Consider the following 16826-nt stretch of genomic DNA (forward strand, 5'->3'; position numbering starts at 1 on the left):
TGCCCTTGCCCCGCCATGCCTTTTTTCACGCGTCTCCCCACCGATACCCACCTGATTGAAGCCCACCAGTGGTTTCCGGGCCAGCAGGTGGCCGGCGTGGTCGATGAAGCGCCGGGCTTTGCGGGCACTGGGAGCCTGCTGCCCGTGCCGCCGCACGCCTACCTCACCAGCCGCAAGGGCCGCCTCACCGTTTTCGCGGGCGACTGGATTATCACGGAGCCCGGCGGCGACCAGCACATTTGCCAGGACCGCCTGTTCAAGATAAGCTACTCGCCGGCCGAGAATGAATTTGTCCCACTGCCCGTGGCCGCGCCCGGCGAACAAGAGTAGTCGCGCCAAAACGGTTGCCGAAATGGCCACCAACCCCTGGCGACGCCGTGCGCCGTGGCGCTACCTTTGCCGCATGGAGTTTCAGAAGAAGAAGTACGCGTTTCGTGGCATGGATGGCTACGCCGGTTTCCGCAACGGCCAGGAATACGAGCTGGAGCTAGGCCTGAGCCCCGCCGACGAGGAGCGTCCGGCCGAAATCGTCATCATCAATCCGGTTTCGCGCCAGTACATGTACTGCAGCAAGCAGGAGTTCGCCGTGCGGTGGGAGAAGCGGTAGCTTAGGCCTACAAAAACGGGGCAACCTCGCCCGAATAGGTGATCGTGAGCTGGTGCATGGCCCGGGTACACGCCACGTAGAGCATGCTTTTGTCGACTTCCGTTTGGTAAGTGCGGGCGGAGGCAAAGGGTACGATGACCGCATCAAATTCCAGTCCCTTCGCCAAATGGGCCGTCGTGATGATGATGCCTTCTTTAAAGGCCGTCGACTCATCGGTGAGCAAGTAAACGCTGGGAGCTTCCAGCGCCGCATATGCCTGCTCGGCCTGCCGAAGGGTTTTGCAGATGATGCCCATTGAATGATTGCCGGAGCTTTGGAAGTCCGTAATCAGCTGTTTAATGCCCTGTAGCTCCTCCTCCGTGCTGCCGAAGCGGGCCACCACCGGCACCGGCCCGTGCCGTTCCAGCGGAATGATATTCGGGTTTGGGGTGATGCGCTGCGCGAAGGCCGTAATCTCGACGGTGGAGCGGTAGCTGCGGTAGAGCTTTACCACCTCAGCCTGCGGGAAGACGCGCTCAATGGTTTCGGCCGAGGACGAGCTGTAGGGGTTAACGGTCTGACTGACATCGCCAAGAATGGTCTTGCGGCACAGAAACATACGCGACAGCACAGCATATTGCACGGGTGTGTAGTCCTGCATCTCGTCCACCAGCAAGTGCTTGACGTGGTCGTAGGTGCTGATGCCTTCCAGGCGCAGGCGCAGGTAAATCAGGGCGAATACGTCCGCATATTCCAGCCGCAAGCCGTGGTCGAGCTTTAGCAGTTCGGGCTTGCCCAGCCAGCGGTAGAAATCCCGGTACAGGTCCAGCACCTGGTGGAACCGGAACATGCGCGGAATGGCCTCCCCAATGGTGGATTTCTCGTGGTTGGTGAGCTTCCGCTTGGTGGCATCGCGCACGTAGTTCCGCACCTCGTCGGCCACCAGCGCAAACCGTTTTAGGAGCGGCACCCGGTGGAAGGTCTTGAACTTGGCCAGCAGAAACGGCAGCGGCACGATGGTTCTGCCCACGCGCAGCTCCTTCACGGTGAAGTAGTTGTTTTCGACGTAAATCAGGTACTGGTTGAGCTGGCTAAGAAATTCAAACGACGACTTGAACCGGATGCGCTCAATGAACGCGGCGTCGTGCGTATCGAGCAGCGCCGATACCTGGTCGAAAAAGGTCTGGAACGAGTACTGGTGGTCGAGCAGGTCGGCCGCCAGCTCCTCCATGCCCAGCTCCGGAATGTGCTCTTCGCCCAGCTCGGGCAACACGTTCGAGATGTAGTCGGCAAAAACCTTGTTGGGCGAGATAATGAGCACGTCCTTGGCCGCGATGGTCTCGCGGTAGCGGTAGAGCAGAAACGCAATCCGATGCAGGGCAATCGAGGTTTTGCCCGAGCCGGCCACGCCCTGAATGACCATCACCGGCGCCGTCTCGTTGCGAATCACCGCGTTCTGGTCGCGCTGAATAGTGGCCACGATGTTCTTCAGCTTGTCGTCGGAAGACTTGGCCAGCTCGCGCTTCAGCACGTCGTCGTGAATGTTGACGTCGTTTTCAATCATGAACTCCAGGCGGCCGTCCCGGATTTTGTACTGCCGTTTCAACTCGATGGTGCCCTGCACCACGCCGCCCGGGGTGGCGAAGGAGGCTTCCCCCAACTCAAAATCGTAAAACATCGACGAGATGGGCGCCCGCCAATCATAAATCAGGCTCTGGCGCAGCCGCTCGTCGATGAAAGAATAGATTCCGATGTACACCGGCAAGGTTGACTGGCCCTGCGGCACGAAATCGATGCGGCCGAAATACGGGGACTGGCCCAGTTTGAGGAGCTTACGCTTCCGGACCACGGCCGCCTCGCCCGTAAACGCCATGCGGTTGATGGACTGGCCGGCGGCCACCATGTCGGCATCGTCCATGCCGGACTGGTGCTCGTGGATGTACTGCTTTTTCTCCCGAAGCTCATCCGAAAACTGCTTCACCGAGCCGTCCACCCGCCGAATGGCCAGCGTCAGCTTCTCCTTGATTTCTTCCAGGTATTCTCTCTCTTCTCGTTCCGTGGCGTTTATCACTGGCAGTTCTGGGAAAATGGGCATCAAAGGTGACCGCAAATTTCGGTCGGTCGTGGCGTTTTCCTTGCTTAATCAATCGCAGTGCCGGCTGGTAACCCGGCGGGTCGGTTATTTCCCAGCCGACACCGGGGCTTTTTCGTGGGCATTCCACACGGGCACTTACTTTGCTGGCACCGGAAGGCGGAGGCGCACGTAGGCACCGGTACGCGGCATTTTACCAACGTCGATGACGCCGCCGAGCAGCGTCACGCGGTCGCGGATGCTGCGCAGGCCCAGGCCGATGCCCGTTGGCGCGTCGGGGGCGAACCCCGGCCCGTTGTCTTCCACGCGCATCAGCACGAAGCCCGGCACGTTTTCCAGTTCCAGGCTGGCATGGGTGGCCCCGACTGCGTGCTTCACGACGTTCTGCATCAGCTCCTGGGCAATGCGGTAGAGGGCCAGCTGGAGCGAGCCCGGCAACGGCGGTAGTTCGGCGTCGAGATGCACCTGGCAGTGCACGTTTAGCATCAGGCCTTTCATCTTTTGGCACAAGTCCTTGATGGCCGCTGCCAAGCCAAATTCTTCCAGCACCATCGGCACCAGCTCGTGCGAGATGGTCCGGACCTGGCGGATGGCATCGGCCAGCAGCTCATCGGTTTCCTGCCGCAGCATGCTGACCTTCGCGCTGGTGGCGGGCAGCAGCACCCGCGACTGCTCCAGGCGCAATTTGACGGCGAACAGCATTTGGCCCAGGCCGTTGTGCAAGTTCTCGGCAATGCGCTTGCGCTCGGCCTCCTCAGCTTCCTGCACCGCTACAAATACGGCTTGTTGCTGCAGCCGCAACGCCTGCTCGGCCCGTCGGCGCGGCGTGGTGTTGATGGCCGTGCCCAGCCATTCGGTAATCTCGCCCTGGGCGTTGCGCACCGGTACGGCCCGCGAATGCACCCAGCCCACCGACCCATCGGCCTGGATAACCTGATGTTCGTGCTCGAACACGCTTTGGGTCTGAGTGGCATGCGCAATCCAGTCCAGCACCTGAGACTGCTGCGGAATCGGGATGTAGCTTTCCAGCCACGTCTCGGTGGGGGCTAGGGTGTCGGCCAGAAACGTTTTGCCCACCAAGCGGTACATGTAGCGCCAGTCGGGGCTCATTTTGTATATGATATCAAAGCTGGCCGTCAGAAACAACCGAAACTCCTCTTCAGAATTGAGCAGCGCCGTTACGGCCGATGGTTCAATAGGCGCGTCTTTCTCCATAGATTAAGAATACAAGAACGGCGAGAAGCAGTATTCGCTAAAGCCCCATCCATAAACTGAATAATGGCCATTCCTTGTTTCCTATTACTTACGAAAGATTCTATAAGTTCAACGCCCCGATTTAGTAAAAACTGCGCCCTTGTTTCGTGAGCCATGGTTGCCTGCTCCTTCAAATCCTGGTCGGAGATTTTTGAGTGCTGCCGCTCAGCAGTCATCACAATTTCCAATTACTGTTCAGTGATTAGGGTGTGCCGGTTCGACTCCGGCTCCGGGTATAAATGCGAAAAGCCGGCCTCTCTCACGTAGGAGAGAAGCCGGCTTTCGATTACCTAGTACCCGGAGCCGGAGTCGAACCGGCACATCTTGCGATATTGGTGTTTGAGACCAACGCGTCTACCGGTTCCGCCATCCGGGCAGGATGCTTAATTCAGAACAATTCCGCTCTGCCGGTATCAGGAGCGGGCTGCAAAGGTAGCGACTTGCTGCTGGATGCGCAACAGATACCGCTTTTTTAGGTAGTAGGTGCGGATTTGTTGGAGCGCGGCCGGGCGGTGGTCGGCGGGGAGCTGCTCATAGCCAGCGAGAACCGGCTCGATGCCGGCGTCGAGAGTATCGGTCAGGGCCGTGACTTCGGCGGCTACTTTGGCGATGCCGGCCGGGTTGGCGTCCATTTCCAGCTCCATCAATTCCTCGTTAAGGTCCATCATGTCCATCAGGAAATCGGGCGGGAGCTGCTCCTGCTTGCCTTCTTCGAGCAGGCCGTGCTGGCGCAACAGGTAAGCCATGCGCTGGTCCGGGTCGGAGAGGGTGCGGTAGGCATCGGTGTTGAGAGTGGCCTGGCGCAGCATCTCGGCCTGGTTTTCGGGCGAGGTGGTGGCGTGGAAATCGGGGTGGGTTTCGCGGCTCTTGGCGTAGTAAAGGCGCTTGAGGGCAGCCTCATCGGGCCGGAAGGACTGGGGCAGGCCGTAGAAGGCAAAGTAATCGGGGGACATGACAATAAGGGGTTTATCAGGATAAGAATACGGCTACAACACCGGATTCACCGAAAAAGCCACGGGCGGCGCGGCAAATAACCGCTTGGTGGCCGGCCACACTTCGCCAAAAAGCGCGGATTTCCGGTAGGCATTGAGGGCAGCCGCATCGTCCCAATGGCTGTGGGTGCAGTAGATGGCGGGATTGTCGGCGTCCTGCCACAGTTCTAGGTGGCGGCAGCCAGGCTGCTGCCGGATGCGCTGCTCGGTGGCGTGAAAAAGGGCGAGAAAGGCCGGTACCTGCGCCGGCTCAAAACTCATGCGAACAATACGAATCAGCATTCGGGAAGTGGGGATTGGAGGGGCAAAAGTAAAAAGCCCCGGCTTCCATTTATGGAGCCGGGGCTTTGGAAGGTTTATTATCACCGTCATGCTTCGCTGCGCTCTGCATGATGGCCTTTTTCTCGCCTTACATAACTTGTTAAAACTACTCCCGCACCACACGCAGGCGCTGGGGCAGGCCATTGGCACCAGTCAGCGTCACCACGTACACGCCCGGCGCGGCCTGGCGCAGGAAGCTGCCGAGCTGCTCGGCCAGCGCTGTGCGCGGGGCCGGTGCAGGGGCCAGCAGCGTGCGGCCCAGCACCGAGCTCAGGGTGAGACGTATTGGCGCATTATCGGCCAGGGCGGGACCACCGAGGAGTTGCACGGCGTCGCCGTGGCTGGGGTTGGGCAACACCACGTAGGGACTGACGGTGGCAGACACGTAGGCCACGGGGCTGTAGCGCGTGCTGCCGTCGAGGTCGCGCTGGCGCAGGCGGTAGTAGGCGGCGGTGGGCGCTTCGAGGTCGTCGTAAGTGTAGGTGGTGGGCTGATTGCCGCCCCGGGCCGGCACGGTAGCCAGGCGGCGGAACTGCTGGCCGTCGGCCGATTTCTCGATGTCGAAGCCGGTGTTGTTTTTCTCCAAGGCCGTGGCCCAGTCCAAGCGCACGGAGCTGGCACTGGCGCGGCGGCCCTCGAAGCGGGTGAGCGTGACCGGGAGCGGGGCACTGCCATTGCCGAGGGCAAATTTCGAGAAGGAGCTGATGCCCGCGTAGGTGGCCACAAATGGCCCGCTGCCGGTCACGGTGGCGCGACCCAACTCGGTCCAGTTTTCACCTGTGCCGCCGTGGTTGCGGTAGGCACTGGCCTGGCTGGGCACGAAGCTGGCGTTCTGGTCGGCGGCGTTGTACTGGAGGCTCATGGTCACGACCGGGCCAGTGGCCAGGGCGGGCGTCACTTCCCAGGTGCGGTTCACGAATTCGTCGGAACGGGCGTAAGGTGCGCCGCTGGTGCCGTTGGTCAGCAAGCCGCTGAATGTACGCACTTGAAACGTGGTGCCGACGCCGCTATTGGCCAGCGTGAGGGGCGTAAACGAAGCCGCCGTGCCCACCGGGAAGGCCACGGCCGAGCCATCGCCCGGCACGGGCCGCACCACGAAACCACCCGTAGCGGCCACATCGGGCGTTATCACGTAGCGGCTGGCATCGGCCCCGCTCACGGTGGCCGCGCTGCCCAAGGTCAGGTTCTGGTTATCGATAGCCAAATGACCGGCCGTGAAAGCCAGCGCGCCGCTCACACTCACGGGGCTAAGCAGCCGGGCATTGGCCGCGTTGTTGATGGTCAGGTTATTAAGCGCTAACGTCGTGCTGCTGCCGGTACTGAGCGTTTGCTCGGTGCTGCCGTTCAGCTCCAGCGTACCGGGGCCGGCGAGGGAGCCGGTGGCGGCTACATTCCCGCTCACGCGCAGGGTGGTGCCGCTGGCCAGCGTCAGGCTGGCGCCGCTTTCGATTGTGAGGTTGTGGGCGGCTAGGGTGCCGGCCGCGAGGGTGGGGGCAAAGCTGGTGCCGGCCGGCACCAGCACGTCGGTGCTGGCGGTGGGCGTCACGCCGGCTTCCCAGTTGCGGCAGTCGGTGGCATCGGCCGAGGCGTCGTTGCTGGTCCAGATGGCCACCTGATTGGTGGGGGCGGGGGCCGTGAGGGTGTTTACGGTGGCGGGTGCGGTGTAGCTCACTTTCACGAAGCAGCGCTGGCCGGCCGTGGTGGCGGTAGTGTTGCGGGCTTTCAGGGCCAGCCAGCCGGTGGTGCTGGGCGTGTAGGTGCCGGTGGCGGCCGTGGTGCCGCTGGCGCTGCTCAGCAACTGGCCGCGCAGGTCATATACCCCGATGGTGAGGCTGCTGGAGTTGTTGCTGGCCTCCGGGGAAAGGGTATAAATCACCGGCTGCCCGGCCTGGGTGTAGATTTTGCCCACCAGCCGGGTGTTGGTCGAATTCGAGGGGAGCGCGCCGCCCTGGCCCAGGCCGCCGCAGTTCAGGTCGCCGAGGTCGTTGGCCATTTCCCATTCCTGCGTGGTGAGGGCGGTGCGGGGCGGGGCATAGCTTGAGTTGTCCTGGCCCACGGGGGCCCACACCGAGTAGCCGCGGCGGCCCAGCAGGGCGCTGCCGTTGCAGGGCGGCGTATTGATGCGCACGCGCTGGTCGGCCGGCACGGTGTAGGTATACGAGCCATTGGCCCCCGAATAATCCTTGAGCACGGTGCCCGGCGCGAAATCTGAATCGACGTAATTTTCCTGCCAGGTGTCGTAGCTGTCGTTGATGCCGATAATGGCCTTGGTGCTGCGCTCGATGATGAGGTGGTCCTGCGCCTGGTAGCGCACCTTGTACGCGCCGTCCTTGAAATCCAGGTGCTGGTGGCACCAGAGCAGGTTCACGAGGTCGGAGCGGGTGGGCAGGTCGGTGGTGGAGGTGGGCTGGTGGGTGTAGCGCTTGCCCGTGCTGCCGAGGTTGAACAGGTCTTCGATGAAGATGTGCGGGTTGCCATCCACGGCAAAGGCAATGGCGTAGGCCGCCGAGAGGCGCGGGTCAAACGGGTCGATGTGGGCGGCCAACTCGTCGCCGGTGTTCCAGCCGGTGTAGTTGCCGGTGGCGCTGAGCTGAGGCCGGAAGGTGTCGTGGTTGTTCACGAAGGGTGCCGTGCGGTGCACGTAGGTATTTGAGGCGGCGTAGTAGGCCACGCGCTGGTCCTGCTGCTGGCTCGGAATCTGGCCGAGGTCGTAGTTTCCGCCGCCGCTCACCATGCCATAAATAGCCCCGCGCAGGCCGAAATCGAAGGTGCCCATCAGAAAGTCGTTGCCGCCGTTCTGGCCCTTCACGCTGGTCACGTAGCCGTCCAGGTCGCTCTTGCCGCCCACGTATTCGCCCACGTTGAACATGCCTTCGCCGCCGTTGGCCCAGCCGGCGTTGTACTTCAGGTTGTAGCTCAGGTCCTGCTGGGCGTTGTAGCTGAAGTGCTTCACCGCGTCCCAACGGAAGCCGTCGACGCCGGTTTGCTTCTTCATCCACACCATCCAGTTGCGGGCCTGGGTCTGGCTGTAGCCCTGGCTTTGAACGGGATTGAAAGCGCCGGGGTATAGGGCTAAGTAGTTGGCGCTGAGTTGGCCGTAGCCGTCGTTGCCGCCGTCGTTGCCGTAGCAGAAATCGGGGCCGAAGTACGGCGCGGCCTGGTCGCCGCTGGTGGTGTTGTGGCCCAGCTGCGGGTGGAAGTTGGCGTAGTTTTTTGGCCAGCGGCCCTGGCGGGCGGCGTAGGCCGCGCCGTTGTCGCCGGCTTCGGGCAGGGGCGTGGCGAAAGAGCTGTAGCGGAAGGTTTTGTAGCCGTTGTTGCTGGCCAGCGAGAAGTTGGGCTCGGGGTCCTGGCCGCCGTCGCCGCTGCTGGTGCCGGCCCCGTCGGTGTGGTTCAGCACCACGTCCTGAATGACTTCGATGCCGTTGGCGTGCAGCACGGCCACCAGGCGCAGGAATTCGTCCTTCGAGCCGAAGCGGGTGCGCACGTCGCCCTTCTGGTACTTGTCGCCGAGGTCGTAGGGGTCGAAGGGCGAGTAGCCCACGTCGTTGGTGGCGTTTTTGTTCTTGGGCGTGGGCGGCAGCCACACCGCATCAATGCCCATCTCCTTGAGGCGCGGGGCCATTTCGGTCAGGTAATCAGCCCACTTAAAGCGGTAGGTGTCGTTGTAATAATCCCACCAAAAGGCCTGGAGTACAACCTTTTTGATGGTGGTTTGGGCCTGGGCCGGGTAGCTGCCCAATTGGGCCAGCAGCCACAGCGCCAGCAAGGCGTAGCGTTTTCTCATCGAGTAAGCAGCAGCAAAAAAAGTTGGGTGGGGAACAGAACCACAAATCTACCAGGCAATGAGGTGCAAAGCAATGTAATGGCCTATTTATGAGTGTGCTAAGGTTTGCGCAGCTAGCATAACTGCCTGCCGGAATGCCCCAGCTAACCTCAAATCACGTGCTTTCACCAACCCTCTTCGATGCCAGTCGTAAACCCGCGGCAAACACCTGTTCTTCATACATTCATACTTTACCTATTCTTTTTCATGAAGCTTTCCCCTTTCCATTCGGCATCCTTTGGGTGGCTTGCCGCTCCGGCCCTCGTTGGCGGCTTATTATTGAGCGGCTGCAACAGCCAGCCCACCGCTACCGAAGCCGATAAAACTGCCACCGTAGTGCCCGGCGAAACCAATGCTGCCTCCGACAGCTCTGCCGTAACGGCTAAGGCCGACAGCACCGGCACCACCGGGGCCGTAAAGCCCACCGGTACCAAGCCCGCCTGGGGCCCCAACCTGCACCCCGAAATGCAGGCCGTGATTGAGCAACTCATGAGCTTCAAGAACAAGCCCCTGCCCGAGCTCACCGCCACCCAGGCCCGCAAGCAGCCCACCGCCGCCGACGCGGCCAAGAAGCAAATGCGCGTCAGCAATATCCCCGCCCCGCCCCTGAACTGCGACACTGTAACCAAGGCCCTCACGCCCGGCGTGAAGGCCCGCATCTACACGCCCAAGGGCGGTGCGGCTTCGTATCCGGTTATCGTGTATTACCACGGTGGCGGCTGGGTTATTGCCACCAACGACACGTATGCTGCCTCGGCCCAGGCGCTGTGCGAGCAAGTGGGTGCCGTGGTAGTATCAGTGGAATACCGCAAAGGCCCGGAGCACAAGTTCCCGACCGCTCACGATGATGCCTTCGCCGCGTACCAGTACGTGCTGAAAAATGCCGCCAGCATGAAAGGCGACCCCAGCAAAGTAGCCGTAGTGGGCGAAAGCGCCGGCGGCAACCTGGCCTGCAACGTCAGCATGATGGCCCGCGACAAGAAAGTGGCCCTTCCCAAGTACCAGGTGCTGGTGTACCCCATCGCCGGCTCCGATACCAATACGCCTTCGTACCAGGCCAACACCCAAACCGCACCCCTCAACAAGGGCGGCATGGAGTGGTTTTTCAAAAACTACCAGCGCACACCGGCTGATTTGAAAGACCCGCGCATCAACCTCGTGGCCGCTAACCTGAAAGGCCTGGAGCCCACCACCATCATCGCCGCCGATTACGACCCGCTGAAAAGCGAAGGCAAAACGCTGGCCGATAAGCTCACCGCCGCCGGCGTGAAAACCAATTACAAGCTCTATGACGGCACCACGCACGAATTCTTCGGCATGGCCGCCGTGGTTCCCGAGGCGAAAGATGCTCAGGGCGTTGCCGTAAGCGACCTGAAAGGCGCGCTGAAGTAATTTATTGCTGCGATTGTAGACGTCCGTCTGTCATTGCGAGGAGGCACGACGAAGCAATCTGTCCTGTTCTCAGCGACCAGCCTACATAATGTGAAAAGCCCCGGCACCATTGCGGTACCGGGGCTTTTGCTTTAAAAATTACGCCAAATTCCACTCTACTTTGGATGGGGCCAGGGGTGAAGTTCCGGCGGGCAGTTCGGGACCTCATCACATCTCAACGCTAGTCGCGTTGAGAGGACGGATTGCTTCGTCGTGCCGCCTCGCAATGACAGGCGATTACTCTGCCTGAAACCGCACGTCTACCTGCGAGTCGAAATTCAGCCCCAGCAGCTCTGAGGCATTGCCCTGGCAAATGCCCAGGCACAAAAAATCCTGGCTATTAAAAACCACCACGGCCTCGCCGGGCGGCACGGCCGAGAAATGCGGGTGCAGGTCGCGCACCACGTCGCGCCCAAAGTGGATGGCCAGCGGCCGGCCGTGGCCCACGGCCTCCACCGCCGTGCGTGAGATGTTGGTAATGAGGTTGCCGTAATGGTCGACGTGCGCCACGTGGCCCGTGATGCGGTGGTCCTGTAGGCGCAGCTGGCGGTTATTGAGCTGGTGCTGAGTCGTAATGGCCGGGCCAAGGTCACTCAGCGGGATGCCCTGGGCCAGGGCCACGGCGGCAGGCAACAGCACGTCGCGGGTGGGGGAGGCGGTGATAGCAGCTGGCAGAGCCACCAGGTTTTCGGGCGTGCCGTTGGCCAGCAGGGCCAGAATGCCGTTGTCGCCGCTCACGAAATAGTGTCCTTCAAACTCGGCGGCCAGCCAGCCGGGCTCTGCCCCCGCGCCGTGGTCGGCCACGCCGATGACGTGCACCGTGCCCACCGGAAAATCCCGGAACACACTTTGGAGAACGTGAACGGCGTGCGCGATGTTAAAGGGTTCGACGCCGTGGCTGATGTCGACTACCGGAACCGCCGGGGCCAGGCGCAGCAGCCGTGCTTTCAGGGCCGCCACGTAATGGTCGCGGTAGCCAAAATCGGTGAGCAGCGTAATCAACCCCATGCCTGTGTTCCGTAGTTTTTCGTAGTATTGTTCCAGCGCCCGAACCGGGGCAAAAGTAGCCGGTTTGGGCCAAAAACGGCCCCTTTTTCCCTCTCCCTTTCTCTTTCCCCCTCTCTTCCAACTTGGTCGAAAAAATCATCACCCTCGAAAACATGTCTTTGGTCGATTTCCTCGGCCCCGACAACCAGAATATCCGCCAGCTGGCCGCCGCTTTCCCCGGCTCCAAAATCATCAGCCGCGGCAACGAAATCAAAATCCAGGGTCAGACGGAAGTCATTGCCCGCATCAACGACCTGCTTTCCTCGCTCATCGAGCACTACCACCAGTACGGTCAGATTACCGACAAAACCGTCAATCAATACCTCTCCGCTACGTCGGAAGAAGCCGAAGGCCGGGTACTCGCCGCTTCGCCCGACGTCATTCTCTTCGGAGCCAAGGGCGGCGTCATCAAAGCCAAAACGCCCAACCAGCAGAAGCTCGTGGACACCGTGATGGCCCACGACCTCACCTTCACCCTCGGGCCGGCCGGTACCGGCAAAACCTATATTTCGGTGGCGCTGGCCGTGCGCGCACTCAAGAATAAGGAGGTGAAGAAAATCATCATCTCGCGTCCCGTGGTGGAGGCCGGCGAAAGCCTGGGTTTTCTGCCCGGCGACATGAAGGAAAAAGTAGACCCCTACCTGCGCCCGATTTACGATGCCTTGGAAGACATGATTCCGGCCGAAAAGCTGAAGTTTTACCAGGAAAATAAAATCATTGAAATCGCTCCGCTGGCTTACATGCGCGGCCGCACGCTGAACAACGCCTTCGTGCTCCTCGACGAGGCCCAGAACACCACGCCGAGCCAGATTAAGATGTTTCTGACCCGCATGGGCCCCACGGCCAAGGTGATGGTGAACGGCGACCGCAGCCAGATTGACCTGCCCACCCGCCAGAAATCGGGCCTGATGCAGGCCATGGACATCCTGAAAAATGTACAAGGCATCGGCTACGTCGAAATGAACTCCGAAGACGTGGTGCGCCACCGCCTGGTGAAGGAGATTGTGGAGGCTTACGACAAGTTTGACACCGAAGAAATGACCCGTCAGGCCCAGGCCAACGGCGTCCCGCGCCGCGACGAGCGCCACGAGCGCCGCCTGCGCGAGCAAGGCCTGATAGACGGCGAGCAGCTTGGTTCCCAAGAGGCGGAACTGCCCGTAAACCACGAGCAGGCGCTGTAGTTTTTATCATTTGCTGCCTGCCCGTCATGCAGAGCGGAGCGAAGCATCTTTACCGCAGCAGTAATCAATTTTACTATTGCGGTAAAGATGCTTCGCTCCGCTCTGCATGACGGGCTATTTATTTCTGACTACACCTAATTACATACCACCATGCCCGCCACTGCCTACCGCATCACCGACCTGCGCGACCTCGACGCCGCCTTCACCATCCGCGAAAAAGTATTCGTGGAAGGTCAGGGCGTGCCCGCCACCCTCGAAAACGACCTCCACGACCGTACCGATGCCCGCCACTATCTCGCTCGCACCGAGGATGGCACGCCCGCCGGCGCCGCCCGCTGGCGCGAAACCGACAACGGCGTGAAGCTGGAGCGTTTCGCCGTGCTCGAAGGCTTCCGCAACCAGCAAATCGGGGCCGCGCTGCTCCACGCCGTGCTCGCCGACGTACGCGCTGAGCTACCCGACGCCGAAGTGTATCTGAACGCGCAGATTAACGCCGTGCGCTTTTACGAACGGCACGGCTTTCGGAAGGAAGGGGAGATGTTTGAGGAGGCCGGGATTCAGCACTATAAAATGGTGCTGGGATAAGAAGCGCTGATGTTCTAGAAACGTCAAATAAGCTTGGCTTTTGGGCTTATCCGCTGAGCAACAGGATAGGGAAAGCCCGGCCCGGGAGGCGGTTTTTAGGCGGCACAGAATGAGGCCAGGAAGTAGGCGTGGTCAGGGCGCAGCTGGCTGTTTCGGCCTAAACTGCTACATTGCCAGCTTAATATCCTTCCTTTCTCTACCTGATGATTGCCTGGGCCACCTTTCCCTTCGTGCGCTATACCCCCGCGCTCATTCTTGGCATCGTGGGCTACCTCTACCTCGGCGCTGGCGGGCCGGAGTTGTGGCCCGTTACCGCAGTCATGTCATTAATAAGCATTGGGTTGATTTTCTGGGCCGTGCAACAGCGCACGTCATTTTCATCCGATGCCGCCGGCCTGCTGTCGTTGCTCACGATTGTTGCGCTTGGGGCCACCCTCACCCAGCGCGCCACCGAAAGCCGCCGCGCCGACCACCTCTACCGCTTCGGCGATACAGTGGAATGCTACCAGGCCGTGGTGGACGAGGCCCCCGTGGTGCGGGCCGCCACCTACGCCACCACCCTCAAAGTGCAGGCCGTGCGCGTGGCCGGCCGCTGGCGCCGGGCCACGGGTGGCGTGCGGGTATCGTTGCCCCGGGTGGCGGGCATCGCGCAGCCGCAGTACGGCGAGGTGTGGCTCATTCGCGGCCACCCCGACCCCAGCAAGCCCCCGCTCAACCCGGGAGAATTCGACTACGCCCGTTACCTCGAGTACCGGCAAGTGTATCACCAGCAATATATTCACCCCGACCAATACCGGATTTTGCGGCTGGCGCCGCCCGATGCACTGGTGGCCCTCAGCATGCGGGCGGCCGCGCAACTCGACGCGGTTTTCCGGCACTACATCCACGCCAAGCGCGAGTATGCGATTGCCTCAGCGCTGGTGCTGGGCATCAAGGACGACGTGGATTTGGCCACCAAGCAAGCTTACACGGCCACGGGCACCACGCACATCATGGCCGTGAGCGGCTTGCAGGTGGGCTTGCTGTTTGCGGCCATGTCGTGGGTACTGCGCAAGCTGTTTGGCCGGGTGAGAGGCTTCTTGCTGTGGTCGTCACTCGTGGGGCTGACCGTGATTTGGAGCTACGCCTTTCTTACGGGGCTGTCGGCATCGGTGCTGCGGGCCACGGTTATGTTCACGGTCATCATCATCGGTCGAGCGCTGGGGCGGCAGGATTCCATCTTCAATACGCTGGGCGTGGCCGCGTTTGGCTTGCTGGTTTGGAACCCGTTTCTGGTGGCCGATGTGGGCTTTCAGCTTTCGTTTCTGGCGGTGCTGAGCATTGTGTACGTGCAACCCCGCATCGCTGGCTGGCTCGATGTGGAGGGCTATTTCTACGCCCGGCGCCGGCCCTGGCAGCCCAAGGCGGTGCAGTGGGCCTGGCGCGGCAGCGGCTGGTTTCTGGATAAAGTGTGGCAGGCCGTGGCGCTGTCGCTGGCGGCGCAGGTGGCCACGTTTGGCTTGGGGTTGTATTACTTCCATCAATTCCCGTTCAGCTTTTTGTTTTCCAACCTTGTGGCCGTGCCCATTTCCAGCGGGGCCGTGTATGTGGGGCTGGCATTGTTAGCGGTGAAGGGCATAATAGCCACAATTGGCCTGCTGCTGCCCGCCGGTGCGGCGTGGTGGCTCGACTTGCTGCCCCGCGCCGTGGCGCAGCTATTTGAATGGATGGTCTGGGCTTTCAACGAATACATCTTCCTGATAAGCCGCTGGCTCAGTGGCTGGGTGGTGCGCGACATTCACGTTTCGGCCCTGCAAACCGTCCTGCTTTTCGGGATAATCGGGGCCGGGCTGGCTTGGCTCAACACCCGTCGGCTGGGCTGGTTGCGCGGGATGGCACTGCTGCTACTTTGCTACGGTGGCAGCCGCGTAGCCGAGGCCCGCGCCGTAGCGCCCACCGAAGAATTCATCGTGTACAGCATTCCGCGTCGCTCGGCGGTGGGGTTCTGGCAGGGTGCGGCGGCCGAGTTTATCACGCCTGATTCCTTGCCGCTCACCGAAACCGAGCGCACCTACCGGCTGCTGCCGGGCATCATTCGGCGGGCAGCGCGGCGCACGGCCTACCGCGTGGGCTGGCGTGGCTGCACCGTGCCCGTGCAGCGCCTGCCCGACCCGGATAGCGCCAACTCAACCTTGTATTTCAAGCCCGGTCCCGTGGTGCTGGCCCACTGGCGCGGCCTGCGGGTGGCTTTCGTTTCCAACCGCATTTCCACCGCCACCCGGCCCGCGCCCGTCGATGTGCTGGTGCTGCGTCGCAACGCCCACCTGACGCCCGAAACCGTGGCTGCCGTATTTGGCCCGCGGGTGCGGGTGGTGTTCGATTCGAGCTGCAAAATCTGGTATGTGGCCCGGCAGGATTCCCTGCTGCGCGCCCAGGGCTTCCGCACCTGGGACGTCACGGCACGGGGAGCTTTCCGGTGCACGCCGCCGCTGGCCGCCCAGTAAGGCAGGACCACGCAGGCAACCGCCGACCCCGGCGCCCCGAGTTAGGGCTGGAATGGTCAATAAACCATTTGTCAATGACTTTCAACGGTTCTACCGGGCGCTTGGTCGAGCAAGGTAGTCCGTCCAGACATTTTTTGCGTTAATTGCTCAGGAAGATGCCACCTTTCTCCGGCCGGCGGCATCCCAATTGTAACCATCCGTCCGCGCCAATACCGCCCCTATGGAAAACCTGCTCACCCCCGAACTCGAAGCCCTTCGCTACATTCAGTACGAAGCTCAGGACCGCATTGGCTACATCACCCTCAACCGGCCCGACAAGCGCAACGCCCTGAACGCCGACGTGGTAACCGAGCTGAAACAGGCGTTTGAGTTCGCCGAGAATGACGATGATGCCAAGGTGATTGTGCTGCGCTCGGCCGGGGAAGTATTCTGCGCCGGGGCCGATTTGGCTTATATTCAGGAGCTGCAGGGCTTTGGCTACACCGATAACCTGGAGGACAGCACGCACCTCATGCAGCTCTTCCACCAGATTTATACCCTTAAGAAAGTCGTCATTGCCCAAGTGCAGGGCCACGCGCTGGCCGGCGGCTGCGGCCTGGCCGCCATCTGCGACCTGACTTTTGCTGTGCCCGAGGCCAAGTTTGGCTACACCGAAGTGAAAATCGGCTTTCTGCCAGCCATTGTGAGCGTGTTTTTGCTGCGCAAAATAGGGGAGTCGCGCACCAAGCAGCTGCTGCTCACCGGCGACCCTGTTTCGGCCCAAACCGCCCTCGACATGGGCCTCATCACCTTCCTGGCTTCCAAAGAAGAGCTGGCCGCGAACGTGCATACCTTCGCCCAGCGCCTGTGCCGCGAAAACTCGGGCCAGAGCATGGAGGTAACCAAGGAAATGCTGGCCCGATTGCCCGAGCTTGACCTCGAAGAAGGCCTGCGCTACGCCGCCCAGCGCAACGCCGAAGCCCGCGGCTCGGAGGACTGCCGCAAAGGCATTGCCGCCTTCCTCAGCAAAGAAAAGATTGGCTGGTAGCGCG

Annotated in this window: 13 protein-coding genes and 1 tRNA gene; 7 read left to right on the top strand and 7 right to left on the bottom strand. The window is 61.5% G+C overall.

All coding sequences use genetic code 11. The annotated features are described in order from the left end of the window. Positions 1-15 precede the first annotated feature (15 nt). Together ACYU7Q_RS01450 and ACYU7Q_RS01455 are read left to right on the top strand one after the other, a co-directional pair. Positions 16-330 (top strand): hypothetical protein, encoded by a 315-nt coding sequence (locus ACYU7Q_RS01450; RefSeq protein ID WP_460607655.1) that lies wholly within the window; start codon positions 16-18, stop codon positions 328-330. A 73-nt stretch (positions 331-403) separates the two neighbouring features. Further along, a complete protein-coding gene (locus tag ACYU7Q_RS01455) occupies positions 404-607 on the top strand; it encodes a hypothetical protein (RefSeq protein ID WP_460607656.1) in 204 nt (67 codons plus the stop codon). Positions 608-614: 7 nt separating this feature from the next. Here the strand turns inward: ACYU7Q_RS01455 and ACYU7Q_RS01460 are convergent, their stop codons facing one another. From ACYU7Q_RS01460 to ACYU7Q_RS01485, 6 genes are all read right to left on the bottom strand, one after another. Continuing rightward, positions 615-2657 carry a HelD family protein gene (locus ACYU7Q_RS01460; RefSeq protein ID WP_460607657.1) on the bottom strand — a complete coding sequence of 681 codons (2043 nt, stop codon included), beginning with the start codon at positions 2655-2657 and terminating at the stop codon, positions 615-617. Positions 2658-2816: 159 nt separating this feature from the next. Then, positions 2817-3893 carry a PAS domain-containing sensor histidine kinase gene (locus ACYU7Q_RS01465; protein WP_460607658.1) on the bottom strand — a complete coding sequence of 359 codons (1077 nt, stop codon included), beginning with the start codon at positions 3891-3893 and terminating at the stop codon, positions 2817-2819. Positions 3894-4226: 333 nt separating this feature from the next. Further along, positions 4227-4308: transfer RNA gene (locus tag ACYU7Q_RS01470), tRNA-Leu, on the bottom strand. Between the two features lie 37 nt (positions 4309-4345). Next, on the bottom strand, positions 4346-4885 hold the full coding sequence (locus tag ACYU7Q_RS01475) for an iron-sulfur cluster co-chaperone HscB C-terminal domain-containing protein (RefSeq protein ID WP_460607659.1): 540 nt from the start codon (positions 4883-4885) through the stop codon (positions 4346-4348). 33 nt (positions 4886-4918) lie between these two features. Next, the gene (locus ACYU7Q_RS01480; RefSeq protein ID WP_460607660.1) at positions 4919-5206 is read right to left on the bottom strand and encodes a putative quinol monooxygenase; all 288 of its coding nucleotides are present in this window, start codon (positions 5204-5206) and stop codon (positions 4919-4921) included. A 145-nt stretch (positions 5207-5351) separates the two neighbouring features. Beyond that, positions 5352-9029 (bottom strand): alpha-amylase family glycosyl hydrolase, encoded by a 3678-nt coding sequence (locus ACYU7Q_RS01485; protein WP_460607661.1) that lies wholly within the window; start codon positions 9027-9029, stop codon positions 5352-5354. A gap of 246 nt (positions 9030-9275) precedes the next feature. Here ACYU7Q_RS01485 and ACYU7Q_RS01490 point away from each other — a divergent pair, with 246 nt between their 5' ends. Next, positions 9276-10460, top strand: a complete 1185-nt coding sequence (locus ACYU7Q_RS01490) for an alpha/beta hydrolase (protein ID WP_460607662.1) — start codon at positions 9276-9278, stop codon at positions 10458-10460. A gap of 276 nt (positions 10461-10736) precedes the next feature. Here the strand turns inward: ACYU7Q_RS01490 and ACYU7Q_RS01495 are convergent, their stop codons facing one another. Continuing rightward, complete coding sequence (locus ACYU7Q_RS01495; protein WP_460607663.1) at positions 10737-11507, bottom strand: SAM hydrolase/SAM-dependent halogenase family protein; 771 nt, start codon at positions 11505-11507, stop codon at positions 10737-10739. Between the two features lie 122 nt (positions 11508-11629). Here ACYU7Q_RS01495 and ACYU7Q_RS01500 point away from each other — a divergent pair, with 122 nt between their 5' ends. The 4 genes from ACYU7Q_RS01500 (at position 11630) to ACYU7Q_RS01515 (ending at position 16822) form a co-directional block, all read left to right on the top strand. Next, entirely contained in the window at positions 11630-12727 is a 1098-nt protein-coding gene (locus ACYU7Q_RS01500; RefSeq protein WP_460607664.1) for a PhoH family protein, read from the top strand. A 150-nt stretch (positions 12728-12877) separates the two neighbouring features. Continuing rightward, positions 12878-13312 carry a GNAT family N-acetyltransferase gene (locus ACYU7Q_RS01505; RefSeq protein ID WP_460607665.1) on the top strand — a complete coding sequence of 145 codons (435 nt, stop codon included), beginning with the start codon at positions 12878-12880 and terminating at the stop codon, positions 13310-13312. A gap of 203 nt (positions 13313-13515) precedes the next feature. Then, on the top strand, positions 13516-15795 hold the full coding sequence (locus ACYU7Q_RS01510; protein WP_460607666.1) for a ComEC/Rec2 family competence protein: 2280 nt from the start codon (positions 13516-13518) through the stop codon (positions 15793-15795). Between the two features lie 220 nt (positions 15796-16015). Then, the gene (locus ACYU7Q_RS01515) at positions 16016-16822 is read left to right on the top strand and encodes an enoyl-CoA hydratase/isomerase family protein (RefSeq protein ID WP_460607667.1); all 807 of its coding nucleotides are present in this window, start codon (positions 16016-16018) and stop codon (positions 16820-16822) included. Positions 16823-16826: the final 4 nt, after the last annotated feature.

The organism is Hymenobacter terrigena, assembly GCF_054776515.1.